The following is a 13,529-nucleotide window of genomic DNA, read 5'->3' on the forward strand; positions in this document are numbered from 1 at the left end:
GCGTCAGGCGAGGCGAGCCCGCGTACGCCGCTCGGCCTCCTCGATGCTTGTCGCCGACAGATCCGGATCCGCCGACCGGATGTCGGCCCGCATGTGGTCGTGCGATGCGCCGTTGAACAGCGTCCCGACGAGGGATCGGTCGAGGTCGCTGGTGCCGAACAGTGCGTCGCAGATCGGGAATGTGAGGTTGAAGTTGCGGGTCTGCATGAACCCGAGCACGTGATGAATGTAGTGCATTCGCCGCACGGTGTTCACCAGGGGGATGTGCCGCAGGTAAGGATGCCGCGTGTCATCGAGGTGTGAGAGCGTGTGCAGGCCCTCGTAGAGCAGGTAGTAGGCGGCCATCGTGAGCACGACGATGTACCCGGCATTCGACGAGATCAGCCAGCCGGCCAGAAGCGCCGGCGGCAGGGCGGCGAGCACGAAGCCGATCGGGGCGAAGGGCGGAAACAGCAGAGCCCGCCATTCCTTGTGGCCACTGTAGCCAAGGTCATGGTGCGTGAAGAACTGATGGTGCACTGTGCAGTGGCGCTTGTAGATCATTGTGAGCCCGGGCACCGGGCGGTGCAGCACGTAGCGGTGCGCGGCCCACTCGCACCAATTGCCGAGAAGCACGATCGGCACGACCAGCAGCCACTCCCATGCCGAGGAGACCTCGATCCGGTTCCAACAGTACAGGACCGTACCGCCGGTGATCAGCAGCGTGAAGCCGAGATGGATCGCGCCGTGGTACCAGGGCGGGGTTTCGGCCACGAAGCGTTCGCGAAAAGTGCTCTGGCGCTCCTGCTCGCGCCGGTCGCGCTCCGGGCTTTGGAAGACGGGTGTCATTGGTTTCCTCCTCGTCTCGCTTTCCCTCTCGGACGGGGAACCTGCTTGCGAGACGTGGAGTGTGGCGCAGCTCGCGCGCAGAACCCTGATCACCCCGGAGGCTGACTTATCAATCCGGATGTTTTTCGCGCGCCCAACCGGAGTTGTAGACGTGCGCATGGGTTAATCTCCCCAATCGGAACTATGGTGATGCCGGCCCGGGCCGGCAGGGAAGGTGATCGCGGATCGTGACCCAGGCTCTCGGAATCCTGCGCGGCGCGTTCGGCCGGGTGGCGCTCCTCGACATGGACACCTCCCTCGTTGATCACGCGCACCATCATTGCCACGTGATCCTGAAGGCGAGCGGCCCCGACCAGGATTTTATCGTCGCGGGCCGGGCGCTGCCCGTGCGCGACGACACCGCGATCTTGATCAACAGTTGGGAGCCGCACCGCTACCTGCACCGGGGTGGGCTGCAGCGGACGGCCTTCCTCGCCCTTTACATCGAGCCCGCTTGGCTCGCTGGGATTGACCGCGCGTTCCGGCCCTGCGGCGCCGGCCGCTTCTTCGAAGTGTCCTGCGTGCCACTCGACCGCACCCTGTGGAGAGCGCGCGAGGACCTTGTACGGCGCATAGGTTGCCACGATACTGACGCAGCAACGCTCGAAGACCGGATCCGTGCCCTGATCATCGCCTTGGCGCATCGCTATGGAGACCGGCAGCCCCCGCGTGTGGCACTGTTGACCGATCACCGCATCCGGCGGGCCCTTCAACTTATGGGGGAATCGGGTGCCGTACCCCGCGATCTCGAAACCGTCGCGAGGTCGGCCGGTCTATCGCGGCCGCACTTCAACACACTTTTCCGCCGCTGCACGGGGCTGAGCCCGGCCGTCTACGCCAACGCCGTGCGCGTCGAAGCTGCTGTCGCGGCTATCCTAGACCCCGCCACAACCCTTGCCGTGGTCTCTGACGATCTAGGCTTCAGCGCACCAGCCAACTTTACCCGCTTCTTTCAGCAACATACCGGTACAATACCCAGTCAGTTTAGGCGCGTCGTCGCTGAGCTTCCGTAAGTGATATCGAGTTAGAATCGCGATTGAGTAGCTAATAATCTGATCGGGAGCTGGGAGGCGGCCGCTCGATAAAGGATCGTCAACGGGGCGATCAGCGCTCATTATTCATCGTAGACATCAGGATAAAGGGGTTGTTGTACTACGTGGGGTGGAAATTCTCGATTCCAAGGGCTGAGACTCAATCAGCACCAGAACGCAGTGACGGCGGCGAGGGCGAGAGCCGATGCGAAGTTGCGGGCGAGTTTGTCGTAGCGCGTGGCGATGCGGCGGAAGTCCTTGAGGCGGCAGAAGACCGCCTCGACCCGCCAGCGATCCCGATACCGTCGCTTGTCGAGGCGGATCTTGCGCTTGCGGGCGCGGGTACCGGGAATGACAACGCTGATGCCCTGCTCGCGCAGGTCCTGGCGCAGCCAGTCGGCATCGTAGCCCTTGTCGGCGATGAGCCGCCGCACGCGACCGGGTGCCCGGGCCAGTACGGCGGGCGCGGTCTTGACGTCACTGGCGTTGCCGGGGGTGAGGTGGATGACGCCCGGGCGGCCGATCACATCGGTGAGGACGTGGATCTTGGTGGTCGGACCCGCCCGCGAAGGGCCGATCGCCTGCTCGCGGCCCCCCCCCTTTTCCGCCGTGGGCGGCGCGCTGGGCTTTGACGTAGGTCGCGTCGAGGGCAGCCGCTTCGCCGGACCATCCGGCCTTGGCCAGGGCCTCCAGCATGCCGGTCCAGAAGCGGCGGCGCGACCACCTGTTGAAGCGGTTATAGACGGTGGTGGACGGCCCGTAGTCGCCAGGACAGTCCTTCCAGCGGCAGCCGGACTTGATGACGTGCAGGATGCCCGACAGGATCTTGCGGTCGTCCTTGCGACGAGCGCCGGGCTGGTTGGTGGGCATGAACGGCGCGATCGCCTGCCATTGCTCATCCGACAGCCAGAACAGCTCTGCCATAGCCTCATCCATCTGGGAGGCGCGTAGAATCATATGTCGCACATAACTGCAATACCTTGAACGGGTTTACACCCTAAGGCTGCCAACAGCTTCTGGGACGAGTATCGCTTCGCTGAAAATTTGTTATCAATACTTATAATATAAGTCACATATCTCACCGGGCCATGTGCTATATGCCTTTGCGACATTTTCGAACCCGAATGTCCGGAAGCTACTCGCAACCGGACGTTTCTTATACGTATCATGAAGTGCCGCTTCGGGTCAGGACCGGCGGTTCGGGCCGGGGTGAGCGCCAACCTCGTCCTACCGAGCTCGACGCTCGGTTCGAACAGTCATCGCCACAGTTGCAGAAGTGCGGGCAGGTGCCGACAACACCGATACATCATCGGCGGAAATGCCAGTCGATGGCCTCTGCCGACCAATGCGATGGCGCCAACTCCGGTGGGCAAGTAAATCAGACAGGCCCGGTTGGTCGCGGCGCGCCGAACCGCCTTCGCCACGTCGATGGATTACGCCACCGCGTTCACGGATTTCCCATCGCTAAGTCGCGAAGGCTTTCCAAGTCAGGCTCACGTATGGCCCCGAGGAGCTTGAAGCGACGTTCGCCGCTCATCGTAAGGCGCTCGTGCGGACAGACCCCGAGATTGGAGAGCTCGTGCAGGATAGCCGCTTGCCCATGAATAAGGCCAAGTCGGACCCTTGAGTCGCAACGCCACCTAACCAATGCAGTCTGGACACGGGGTACAAAGGGCTGGTACAAAGCGTACGGAAAGCCGAACGCGAAACCGCTAATTTCATTGATCTTTTCAGTCTGCTTGGACAGTCCCTCCCTCTCCGCCAGGCATTCTGCAACGCACACCATAATTTGTCCTTTTAGGGTGCGTTCTTGTCCACGATCTCGGCATAGTTTGGTCACCGGGCACAAGGGCCCTTGAAGAATCAGGGTTTTTCCGACGTGTCTTTGCGACTCGCATCGAGTGCCCTGGCAGCGGACTCCCACCCCCCGAACTGGCCGTATCTGCTCTCACATCCCGAGCTGCATCGTGATCGTTGCGCCCTTACCGCTGGGGTGCGACGCGGCCGAGTGATGCGATCGCCACTCTGAATGATCGGGCGGCGCTGGCGCATGTTGCAGAAGAGTCGCAGCTTCATTCCAGCTATGCTCATTCGGCTATCGTGAACTTCCGATGCCGAAGGGCCCTGCGGCGAGAGGAGGCCTATCTGGGCGAGCCGGCTCCAGTGCTGCGGAGGTCAGTCTCTCGGCCTCCACTGCACCTATCAGGGCGTCGAGCTTCACCCCCTGGCGCATTGCGCCGGTTATGTGGACGAGGCGGAACGGTACCGCTTCGACGGTGACGAGAACGAAGACCGCGAATGCCGCCGCGGATTCGGAGGGACAGCTGACGCGTCCGCCATAGTGCCCAGATCCTGCCGAGGTTGATGAGTGCGAGGGCAAGCAGCCACCACACGAGCAGCCACCGCAACGGATCAGCGCCGGCGTGGGTGAGCACGAACGCGCCAGCCGGGGGAGGATCACCTGGACAATCCTGCCACACGGCAGAGCCGATCCACCCTGCACCGGTTTCGGACCAGACCGAATCAACCCCTCACCCGCAACGCTCCTGCCGCACGCTCGACACGCTTTCGCGGCATGGGGGCCGCCTTGACGCCGCCCCGCCGCCGGTTCACCTCATCGCCCGATGTCTCCGCTCCTCGCCCTGCCCTTCCCGGCCATCGACCCCGTCGCGGTTGCGATCGGGCCGTTGCAGATCAAGTGGTACGCCCTCGCCTACATCGTGGGCCTCGTGGGCGGCTGGTACTATGCCAAGCGCCTGGTCTCGGCCCCGGCGCTCTGGGGCGCGGTGCGCCGTCCCACCGCCCTCGACATCGACGACCTGATCGTCTGGGTGGCGCTCGGCGTCGTGCTCGGCGGGCGCATCGGCTACGTGCTGTTCTACAACCTCGCCGCCTACCTGTCGCATCCGGCCGAGATCCTGGCGATCTGGCGCGGCGGGATGTCGTTCCACGGCGGGTTCCTCGGGGCGGTGCTGGCCCTGGTGCTGTTCTCCCGCCGCCGCGGCCTCAACACCTATGCGATGCTCGATCTCGCCGCCGTGGTGGTGCCGATCGGGCTGTTCTTCGGCCGCATCGCCAATTTCGTGAACGGCGAATTGTGGGGCCGGCCGGCGCCGGACTTTCCTTATGCCATCGTGTTCCCGAACGGCGGACCGCTGCCGCGCCATCCGAGCCAGCTCTACGAGGCCTTCGCCGAAGGGCTGGTGCTGTTCGTCCTGATGGCGATCGCGGTCAGGCGCTTCGGCTTCCGCCGTCCCGGTCTGCTCGGCGGCCTGTTCGTCGTCGGCTACGCCATCGCGCGGACCACCTGCGAGTTCTTCCGCGAGCCCGACCCGCAGCTCGGCTTCCTGTTCGGTACCCATGTCGGGGCGCTCGACGGTGGCATCACCATGGGGATGCTGCTCTGCGTGCCGATGCTGCTGGCCGGTGCCGTCTTCATCGTGCGGGCCCTGCGGGGCGACACGAGGCCCCGGCCGCGGCTCGACGAGGCCACCGAGGGCGATTCGCCGGAAGCGAAATCGGCGTGAGCGAGACGCCGCTCCTCGGCGAGCTACGCCGCCTGATCGCCGTCGAGGGGCCGATCACCATCGAGCGCTACATGGCGCTCTGCCTCGGCCATCCCGTGCACGGCTATTACCGCATCCGCGATCCCCTGGGCGCGGCCGGCGACTTCACCACCGCGCCGGAGATCAGCCAGATCTTCGGCGAGCTGCTCGGGCTGTGGACGGCGGAGGTCTGGCACGGGCTCGGCCGGCCGAGCCCGTTTCGCCTCGTCGAGCTCGGCCCCGGCCGCGGCACGCTGATGGCCGATGCCCTGCGCGCCCTCAAGGCGGCGGCCCCCGATTGCCTCGCGGCTGCCGACCTCCACCTCGTCGAGACCAGCCCCACCTTGCGCGCCGCGCAAGGGCGGGCGCTCGCCGACGCGGCGCCGACCTGGCACGATTCCATCGACACGCTGCCGGGCGGTCGGGCGATTCTGCTGGCGAACGAGTTCTTCGACGCCCTGCCGGTGCGCCAGTACCAGCGCACTGCGCGCGGCTGGTGCGAGCGCCGGGTCGGCCTGGAGGGGGATGCCCTCACCTTCGGCCTGAGCCCGGACCCGACGCCGGAGATCACCGCGGACGGAGCGCCCGGCGCGATCCTGACTCTGCCGGCCGTCGCCCTCGACCTCACCCGGCAGATCGCCGGGCGCCTCGCCCACGAGGGCGGTGCCTTGCTCGCCATCGATTACGGCGACCTCTACGGCGGCACCGCCGACACGCTCCAGGCGGTGGCGCGCCACCGATTCGCCGACCCTCTCGAGGCCCCGGGCGAGACCGACCTGACCGCGCAGGTGGATTTCGCCGCGCTCGCCCGCGCCGCCGCGAGCACAGGCGCCGTGGTGCACGGACCGGTGACGCAAGCCGATTTCCTTCTCGCGCTCGGCCTCGCCCAGCGGGCGGAGCGGCTGGCGGCCCGGGCAACCCCGGTCCAGGCCAAAGCGGTGAGGGCCGGGGCCGACCGCCTGATCGACCGCACGCCCCGCGGCATGGGCCACCTGTTCAAGGTGATGGGGCTCGCGGGGCCAAACCAGCCGGCGCTGCCGGGCCTCTAGAAAAAATTCCCGGTTTCGACACGATTGTCCGGCGATCCTGCAGGACGCCTCGCCCCAGGATGGAGCCAGCGATGTTCATCGAAGCGCCCGAGCTGAGCTCCCATTCCGGCATCCGCCACGCCTTCTTCACCCGGCAGGGCGGCGTGTCGGAGGGGCTCTACGCCTCCCTCAACGGCGGCCTCGGCTCCGGCGACGATCCGGCCCGGGTGCGGGAGAACCGCCGCCGCATGACGGCGCAACTCGCGCTGCCCTCGGAGAACCTGATCAGCTTCTACCAGATCCATTCGGCCGAGGCCCTGGTGGTCGAGGCGCCCCCGAACGAGCGCCCCCGCGCCGACGCGATGGCGACCCGGGTGCCGGGTCTGGCGCTCGGCATCCTCACCGCCGATTGCGGGCCGATCCTGTTCGCCGATCCGGTCAACCGGGTGGTGGGCGCCGCGCATGCCGGCTGGAAGGGCGCGCTCACCGGCGTGATCGAGGCGACGCTCGCCGCCATGGAGGGCCTGGGCGCCGAGCGCACCGGCATCGTCGCGGTGCTCGGGCCCACGATCGGGCCGCAAGCCTACGAGGTCGGCCCGGAATTCCGCGAGCGGTTCGAGACGGCCGACCCGGACAATGCCCGCTACTTCGCGGTCAGCCCCGAGCGCGCGTCCCACAGCCTGTTCGACCTCCCGGCCTACATCGTCGCGCGGCTCGAACGGGCCGGCATCGGCGAGGTGGCGAACTTGAGTCTGTGCACCTACGCCGATCCGGACCGCTTCTTCAGCTACCGCCGCACCACCCACCGGGCGGAGGCCGATTACGGCCGGCTCGTCTCGGCCATCGCCGTGACGCCCTGACGGTCTCCGTGCCGCGGCGATTCCGGCGGCGGCCGCAAGCCCGTTGGGGCGCCGAACGGTGATCGTCAGGATTGCTCCGGCAAGCGTAGCAAAAAAAATCTGTGTGCCCGTGAACCTTGGCCATTCGCCCGCGTTAGGGGATCAAGGAGCCAAGGGAATGCTCGCGATGAACAGCCGTTAAGGCCGCGGTGAAACCCACCAGCGTTGTCGCGAGGACACAGCTTTCCCGGAGCTACCGGGGTATGTCGGGGACACTGCTTCGGACGGCCGCCGACCCGCAAACGGGCGCGATCGCCGCGGCATAGTAGGAAGGACCAGTACCATGAAGTCGCTTCTCAAGAGCGCTACCGCCCTCGCTGGCATCGTCGTCGCCGGCTCGGCCTTCGCCGCGGACCTGCCGCGCCGCGTCGCCCCGCCGCCGGTCTTCACGCCGGTTCCGGTCTTCACCTGGACGGGTTTCTACGCCGGTTTCAACGCCGGCTACGGCTTCAACACCGCTGACACCCGCGCTCCGACCGTGATCGGCGTGCCGGCCGGCACCACCGCCGCCAACAGCGTGTTCATCAACCAGTTCGGCGCGCCGACCACCGGCGTCGTCGCCTTCGGCAACCGCAACAGCAACGACGGCTTCGTCGGCGGCGGCCAGGTCGGCTACAACTACCAGTTCACCCCGGGCTCGGGCGTGGTCGTGGGTATCGAGGCCGACGCCCAGTACGTCGACTTCGGCCGCAGCCGCAACCGCTTCGCCTTCGCCACCGTTCCGGGCGGCGGCGTGGCTCCGGGCACCCTGGTGTTCAACCCGAACGGCATCTCGGGCCTGGACTTCTTCGGCACCGTGCGCGGCCGTCTCGGCTACGCTTGGGACCGCACCCTCGTGTACGCCACCGGCGGCTTCGCCTACGGCTCGGGCGGCGGTCGCGACTTCGGTCTGACCAACAGCTCGCGCGACGACTTCCAGACCGGCTGGGTCGTCGGCGGCGGCGTCGAGTACGCTCTGCCCACCGACTCGTTCTTCAACTTCTTCCGTTCGTCGGCCGTGACCCTCAAGGTCGAAGGCCTGTACGTGAACCTGGATCAGGGCAACCGCAACAACGGCGTGTTCGCCCAGACCGCCAACGGCACGCAGTACTCGGTGTTCTCGCCGGGCGTGGTGTCGGTCGGCCCGGCCAACCTGTACCGTCGCGAGACCGAGTTCGCGGTCGTCCGCGCCGGCCTGAACTACAAGTTCAACGGCTTCTAGTCGTCATAGTCCGTCACCTCGACGGAACGGAGCCCGGCCTTACGGCCGGGCTCTTCTTTTTTGGCGATCCCCTACAGTCCCGTCGGCACCTTCACGCTGAACTTCACCTCGCGCAGGGCGAAGTTCGAGTGAATCTGCTGCACCGCCGGGCACGAGAACACCGCCTCCTGCAGGAAGCGCTCGTAGTGCTGGGCGTCCCGCACCACGACACGCAGCAGGTAATCGGCCTGGCCGGTGGTGGAAAAGCATTCCAGCACCTCGTCGCGGCGCCCGATCACGCGCTCGAACTCGGCCACGCCCTCACGGTCGTGCTTGGCCAGGGTCACGTGGGCGAAGACGCATTGGCCGTGGCCGAGCGCCGCCGCATCGACGAGGGCGACGTAGCCGCGGATGATCCCCCGCTCTTCCAGGGCCTTCAGCCGCCGCCAGGTCGGCGAGGTCGACAGCCCGATCCGCTGCGCGAGATCCTGCACCGAGAGCCGCGCATCGTCCTGCAACGCGTCCAGGATCGCCCGCTCGAAGCGGTCCGGTGCATCTCCCCGTTCGGGCATGGGCATGTCTCGTTTCGGTGTTTCCGGCCCCGTTCGTACCTCTGGAGGCCCTCGACGGGAAGCAGAGAGGCAGGTTTTGCCTTCGGGAGCGGCATAGCCTGACGGCGAGGAGACCCCGCCGATGCCCGAGCTCGACCGTGCCTACCGCCTCGACGACCGTTTCGATCGCGAAGCCGGCCGGGCCTACATGACCGGCACGCAGGCCCTGGTGCGCCTTCTCCTGGCGCAAAGCCGGATCGACCGCCGCGACGGGCTGAACACCGCCGGCCTCGTCTCCGGCTATCGCGGTTCGCCGCTCGGCGCGGTCGACCAGGAATTGTGGCGGGCGAAGGAGCGCCTCGCCGCCGCCGGCATCCGCTTCCAGCCCGGCATCAACGAGGACCTGGCGGCGGCGGCCCTGCTCGGCAGCCAGCGAGTCGCCCTCGATCCGGCCGCCACCGTGGAGGGCGTGTTCGGCCTCTGGTACGGCAAGGGCCCCGGCGTCGACCGCTCCGGCGACGCCCTCAAGCACGGCAACGCCTATGGCAGCAGCCCGAAGGGCGGGGTGCTGGTCGTCGCCGGCGACGACCATGGCTGCGTCTCCTCCTCAATGTCGCACCAGAGCGACCTGGCGCTGGCGGCCTGGCACATGCCGGTGATCCATCCGGCTGGAATCGCCGAGTACGAAGCCTTCGGCCTGTGGGGCTTTGCCGCGTCGCGCTTCTCCGGCGCCTGGGTCGGGTTCAAGGCGATCTCCGAGGTGGTGGAGGGCGCAGCCTCCGTCGATCTCGCGCCGCTGCCCCGCTTCGCGGCGCCGGCCTACACCCCGCCGCCGGGCGGCCTGCACATCCGCTGGCCCGATCTGCCGAGCCTCGCCATCGAGGCCCGGGCGCTGGCCAAGCTCGACGCGATCCGCGCCTTCGCCCGGGCCAATCCCCTCGACCGGCTAATCGTGGCGCCGGAGCGGCCCCGCCTCCTCGTCGTCACGGTCGGCAAGGCCCACGGCGACGCGATGGAGGCCTGCCGGCTCCTCGGCCACCATCCGGATTCGCTCGCCCGGGCCGGGGTCGCTGTGCTGAAGGTCGGCCTCGTCCATCCGCTGGACGTCGCAGGGATCTCGAGTGTCGCGGCCGGCGTCGAGACCGTGCTGGTGATCGAGGAGAAAGCGCCGCTGGTCGAGCGCCAGCTGCGCGACGGGCTGTACGACCTGCCGGCGGAGCGGCGCCCGCGCATCCTCGGCAAGCACGATGCGGAGGGCCGGCCGCTCGTCCCGGAGATCGAGGAATTGCGACCCTCCCGCCTCGTCGGGATCTTGGGACGGACCTTGCGCGGCCTCGGCCTCGATGTCTCCGAGCCGGACGCACCGGTCGTCCCTCCCGCCTCCGGGCCGCTGCCGGTGCGCACGCCGTATTTCTGCTCCGGCTGCCCACACAACACCTCGACCCGGGTGCCGGAGGGCTCGCAAGCCCGGGCCGGGATCGGCTGCCACTTCATGGCGAACTGGATGGAGCGCGACACCACCGGCATCGTGCCGATGGGGGCAGAGGGGGTCGACTGGACCGGCCAGGCGCCGTTCACCCGCCAGGCCCACATCTTCCAGAATCTCGGCGACGGAACCTATTTCCATTCCGGCCACGCGGCGATCCGGCAGGCGGTCGCGAGCGGGGCGAACATCACCTACAAGATCCTCTACAACGACGCGGTGGCGATGACCGGCGGCCAGCCGGTCGACGGCGTGCTCACCGTGCCGCAGATCACCCGCCTGGTCTCGGCCGAGGGTGCGCGGCGGGTGGTGGTGGTGTCGGACGATCCCGACCGGGTGACGCGCGCGGCTGCCCGCGATCCCCTCGGCCCCGGCGTGACGGTCCACCACCGCGACGACCTCGACGCCGTGCAGCGGGACTTGCGCGAGACCGCGGGCGTCACGGTCCTCGTCTACGACCAGACCTGCGCCACCGAGGCGCGGCGCCGGCGCAAGCGGGGCAAAGCCTCGCCCCCGGCGCGGCGCGCGGTCATCAACCCGCTGGTCTGCGAAGGGTGCGGCGATTGCCAGCGGAAATCGAACTGCCTCTCGGTGGTGCCGGTCGAGACCGAGTTCGGCGTGAAGCGTGCCATCGACCAGACCGGCTGCAACAGCGACCTGTCCTGCCTCAAGGGCTTCTGCCCATCCTTCGTCACCCTGGAGGGCGCGGCGCCCCGGCGCCGGCCCGGCGTCGCGGTCGATCCCGAGACGGTGGCCGCCCGCGCCGCCGCCCTGCCCGAGCCCGACACCGCGCTGGGGCCCGAGCCCTACGAGATCCTGGTGGCGGGGGTCGGCGGCACCGGGGTGGTGACGGTCGGCGCCCTCATCACCATGGCGGCGCATCTCGAAGGGTATGGGGCCACCGTGCTCGACTTCATGGGTTTTGCCCAGAAGGGCGGGCAGGTGCTCTCCTTCGTGCGCCTCGCAGCGGAACCGGCGGCGCTCAACCAGGTGCGGATCGACCGCGGCCGGGCCGACACGGTGCTCGCCTGCGACCTCGTGGTGGCGGCAAGCCCCGACGCGACGGCGGTGATCGATCCCGCCCGCACCCGCATCGTCGCCAATACCCACGAGATTCCGACCGGCGCCACCTTGCGCGATCCGAAGGCCCGCATCGACACGCGGATGCTGGAGACCCTGCTCGCCCGCCGGGTCCGCGCCGGAGCGCTCCGCAGCCTCGACGCGCAGGCGATGGCCGCGCGCCTGACCGGCGACGCGCAAGGAGCCAACGTGCTGCTCCTCGGCTTTGCCTGGCAATCCGGGCTGGTGCCGGTCTCGCGCGAGGGCCTCGACCGGGCGGTGACGCTGAACGGCGTCGCGGTGGCGGGCAACCGCCTGGCGCTGGCCTGGGGCCGGCTGCTCGCCGCCGATCCCGCCTTCGTCGACGGGCACCTCGCCCCGGAGGCCGCACCGGCGCAGGACCTCGACGGCGTGGTGGCGCGCCGGGCCGAGTACCTCACCGCCTATCAGGACGGAGTTTACGCCGCGCGCTACCGCGACCGGGTCGCGTCGGTGCGGGCGCGGGGCGGCGACGCCCTGGCCGAGGCGGTCGCCCACTCGCTGTTCAAGCTGATGGCGGTCAAAGACGAGTACGAGGTGGCCCGGCTCCAGTCGGATCCCGCCTTCCTGGCCCGCCTCGCCGAGGAGTTCGAGGGGCAAGGCCCCGGAAGCAAGATCAGGCCGACCTTCCATCTCGCACCTCCCTTCCTCGCGCGGACGCGGCCAGGCGAATCCGAGCCGCGCAAGATCGCCTTCGGGCCATGGCTGCTGCCGGTCCTGCGCGGGATTGCCGCCCTCAAGACCTTGCGCGGCCGGCGACTCGATCCCTTGCGGCTGATCGCCGAGCGGCGGGAGGAGCGGGCGGTGCTCGCCGCCTACGAGGCCCAGATCGACGAAGCCCTCGCTCTCGTCGGCCGGGCCGATCCGGCGGCGCTTCGCGATCTCCTCGCCGCCCCGCAGGAGATCCGCGGCTTCGGCCCGGTCAAGGCGCGGGCGATCGCGGCCTGGCGTGCGCGCAGCGACGCCCTGCTGGCAGCGGCCCGGGCGGGCAACGATTCCGGGGCGCCGCTGTCGCGGGCGGGGTAGAGCATTGTCAAAAACCTAAAGCAGCGAGGCTTCGCCCTGCGTCGGCCGGCCGGATTGTCGTCGGGCGAGCGCTCGCGTAGGCGGGACTGACAATCCGCCACCGCATCAGGTTTTCCGCCATGCGTCGCCGCACCCGCTCCTTCGTCGGGGCGATCGTGATGATCGCCTTCGTGTTGATCTACGCGCCCCTCGCCATGGCGCTCGCCGACAGCCGCATCGCCCAGACGCCGCCGCTGGTGCAGTCGGTGCTCTACGCGATCCTCGGGCTCGCCTGGATCATCCCGCTGATGCCGCTGATCCGGTGGATGGAACGGCCCGACCGCGACCCGGCCTGAGGCGCGTTCCATGAACTGAATGGTGCAAAGGCCGGGTTTTCGCCAAAAAGGGCTGCCAGACCCGGGGTCGCAGCCGTCCGGCCCGCGCTCTCCCGCTTCGGCATCTCCCTCGACATCCGCAAGGCAGCCCCAGGCCCATGCGCCACGCGCTCGCGCTCATCCTCCTCCTCGGTCCTCTCGCCGGGGCCGCCCTGGCCCAGGGTGCGCCGCGCTCCGTCGGCGATTGCGAGCGCATCAAGGGCGATCTCGCCTACAACCAGTGCCTGTCGCTGTTCGGCCCCGCCGCGAAGGGCGTCGCGGCCGCCGCCGCCGCGGTCTCGGCGGCGATCCCGCGCCTGCCACAGGCCATCGCTGAGGCGGTGGAGCCCGCGCCCCGCGGCCGCCGCGGCTGGACCCGGCGCCTGCGCGGCGGGCGCCAGAGCGCGAGCTTCGCGGTCATCAGCGGCGGCGGGAGCCGCCATTACCGCCGCCGGCGCCACCGCTGAA

General features: G+C 68.7%; 11 protein-coding genes. 8 read left to right on the forward strand and 3 right to left on the reverse strand.

Features of this window, described 5'->3' with window-relative positions; genetic code table 11:
* Window positions 1-3: 3 nt before the first annotated feature.
* A complete protein-coding gene (locus AC3AOF_RS15120) occupies window positions 4-828 on the reverse strand; it encodes a sterol desaturase family protein (protein WP_048427922.1) in 825 nt (274 codons plus the stop codon).
* Between the two features lie 227 nt (window positions 829-1,055).
* Here AC3AOF_RS15120 and AC3AOF_RS15125 point away from each other — a divergent pair, with 227 nt between their 5' ends.
* Window positions 1,056-1,880, forward strand: coding sequence for a helix-turn-helix domain-containing protein (locus AC3AOF_RS15125; protein ID WP_488345779.1), 825 nt, complete (start codon window positions 1,056-1,058; stop codon window positions 1,878-1,880).
* Window positions 1,881-2,062: 182 nt separating this feature from the next.
* Here AC3AOF_RS15125 and AC3AOF_RS15130 read toward each other — a convergent pair.
* A protein-coding gene (locus AC3AOF_RS15130) for an IS5 family transposase (RefSeq protein ID WP_488345780.1) occupies window positions 2,063-2,822 on the reverse strand; the annotation gives its coding sequence in 2 pieces (ribosomal slippage) (window positions 2,063-2,500 and window positions 2,502-2,822; 759 coding nt in all).
* Window positions 2,823-4,522: 1,700 nt separating this feature from the next.
* Here AC3AOF_RS15130 and lgt point away from each other — a divergent pair.
* The 4 genes from lgt to AC3AOF_RS15150 all read left to right on the forward strand — a co-directional run bounded on the left by lgt (window position 4,523) and on the right by AC3AOF_RS15150 (window position 8,571).
* The gene (gene lgt, locus AC3AOF_RS15135; protein WP_236990067.1) at window positions 4,523-5,425 is read left to right on the forward strand and encodes a prolipoprotein diacylglyceryl transferase; all 903 of its coding nucleotides are present in this window, start codon (window positions 4,523-4,525) and stop codon (window positions 5,423-5,425) included.
* Entirely contained in the window at window positions 5,416-6,492 is a 1,077-nt protein-coding gene (locus AC3AOF_RS15140) for a class I SAM-dependent methyltransferase (protein WP_488348997.1), read from the forward strand. Before lgt ends, AC3AOF_RS15140 begins: the two co-directional genes overlap by 10 nt.
* Window positions 6,493-6,563: 71 nt before the next feature.
* Entirely contained in the window at window positions 6,564-7,331 is a 768-nt protein-coding gene (pgeF, locus tag AC3AOF_RS15145; RefSeq protein ID WP_488345781.1) for a peptidoglycan editing factor PgeF, read from the forward strand.
* A 322-nt stretch (window positions 7,332-7,653) separates the two neighbouring features.
* Window positions 7,654-8,571 (forward strand): outer membrane protein, encoded by a 918-nt coding sequence (locus AC3AOF_RS15150; protein WP_236990064.1) that lies wholly within the window; start codon window positions 7,654-7,656, stop codon window positions 8,569-8,571.
* A 71-nt stretch (window positions 8,572-8,642) separates the two neighbouring features.
* Here the strand turns inward: AC3AOF_RS15150 and AC3AOF_RS15155 are convergent, their stop codons facing one another.
* Window positions 8,643-9,122 (reverse strand): Lrp/AsnC family transcriptional regulator, encoded by a 480-nt coding sequence (locus AC3AOF_RS15155; protein ID WP_488345782.1) that lies wholly within the window; start codon window positions 9,120-9,122, stop codon window positions 8,643-8,645.
* A 121-nt stretch (window positions 9,123-9,243) separates the two neighbouring features.
* On the opposite strand from AC3AOF_RS15155, the gene AC3AOF_RS15160 reads away from it, so the two are divergent.
* The 3 genes from AC3AOF_RS15160 to AC3AOF_RS15170 all read left to right on the forward strand — a co-directional run bounded on the left by AC3AOF_RS15160 (window position 9,244) and on the right by AC3AOF_RS15170 (window position 13,528).
* Window positions 9,244-12,708 carry an indolepyruvate ferredoxin oxidoreductase family protein gene (locus tag AC3AOF_RS15160; RefSeq protein WP_488345783.1) on the forward strand — a complete coding sequence of 1,155 codons (3,465 nt, stop codon included), beginning with the start codon at window positions 9,244-9,246 and terminating at the stop codon, window positions 12,706-12,708.
* Window positions 12,709-12,827: 119 nt separating this feature from the next.
* Window positions 12,828-13,043 carry a DUF2842 domain-containing protein gene (locus AC3AOF_RS15165; protein WP_236990061.1) on the forward strand — a complete coding sequence of 72 codons (216 nt, stop codon included), beginning with the start codon at window positions 12,828-12,830 and terminating at the stop codon, window positions 13,041-13,043.
* Window positions 13,044-13,180: 137 nt separating this feature from the next.
* Window positions 13,181-13,528, forward strand: coding sequence for a hypothetical protein (locus tag AC3AOF_RS15170; protein ID WP_236990060.1), 348 nt, complete (start codon window positions 13,181-13,183; stop codon window positions 13,526-13,528).
* The last annotated feature ends 1 nt before the right edge of the window (window position 13,529 follow it).

Source organism: Methylobacterium sp. 142-1Y (assembly GCF_057747795.1).

What these genes read in the sequence shown, in the direction of transcription:
- AC3AOF_RS15120 (WP_048427922.1), bottom strand. Translation starts at nt 828, where the DNA reads ATGACACCCGTCTTCCAAAGCCCGGAGCGCGACCGGCGCGAGCAGGAG.
- lgt (WP_236990067.1), top strand. Translation starts at nt 4,523, where the DNA reads ATGTCTCCGCTCCTCGCCCTGCCCTTCCCGGCCATCGACCCCGTCGCG.
- pgeF (WP_488345781.1), top strand. Translation starts at nt 6,564, where the DNA reads ATGTTCATCGAAGCGCCCGAGCTGAGCTCCCATTCCGGCATCCGCCAC.
- AC3AOF_RS15150 (WP_236990064.1), top strand. Translation starts at nt 7,654, where the DNA reads ATGAAGTCGCTTCTCAAGAGCGCTACCGCCCTCGCTGGCATCGTCGTC.
- AC3AOF_RS15155 (WP_488345782.1), bottom strand. Translation starts at nt 9,122, where the DNA reads ATGCCCGAACGGGGAGATGCACCGGACCGCTTCGAGCGGGCGATCCTG.
- AC3AOF_RS15160 (WP_488345783.1), top strand. Translation starts at nt 9,244, where the DNA reads ATGCCCGAGCTCGACCGTGCCTACCGCCTCGACGACCGTTTCGATCGC.
- AC3AOF_RS15165 (WP_236990061.1), top strand. Translation starts at nt 12,828, where the DNA reads ATGCGTCGCCGCACCCGCTCCTTCGTCGGGGCGATCGTGATGATCGCC.
- AC3AOF_RS15170 (WP_236990060.1), top strand. Translation starts at nt 13,181, where the DNA reads ATGCGCCACGCGCTCGCGCTCATCCTCCTCCTCGGTCCTCTCGCCGGG.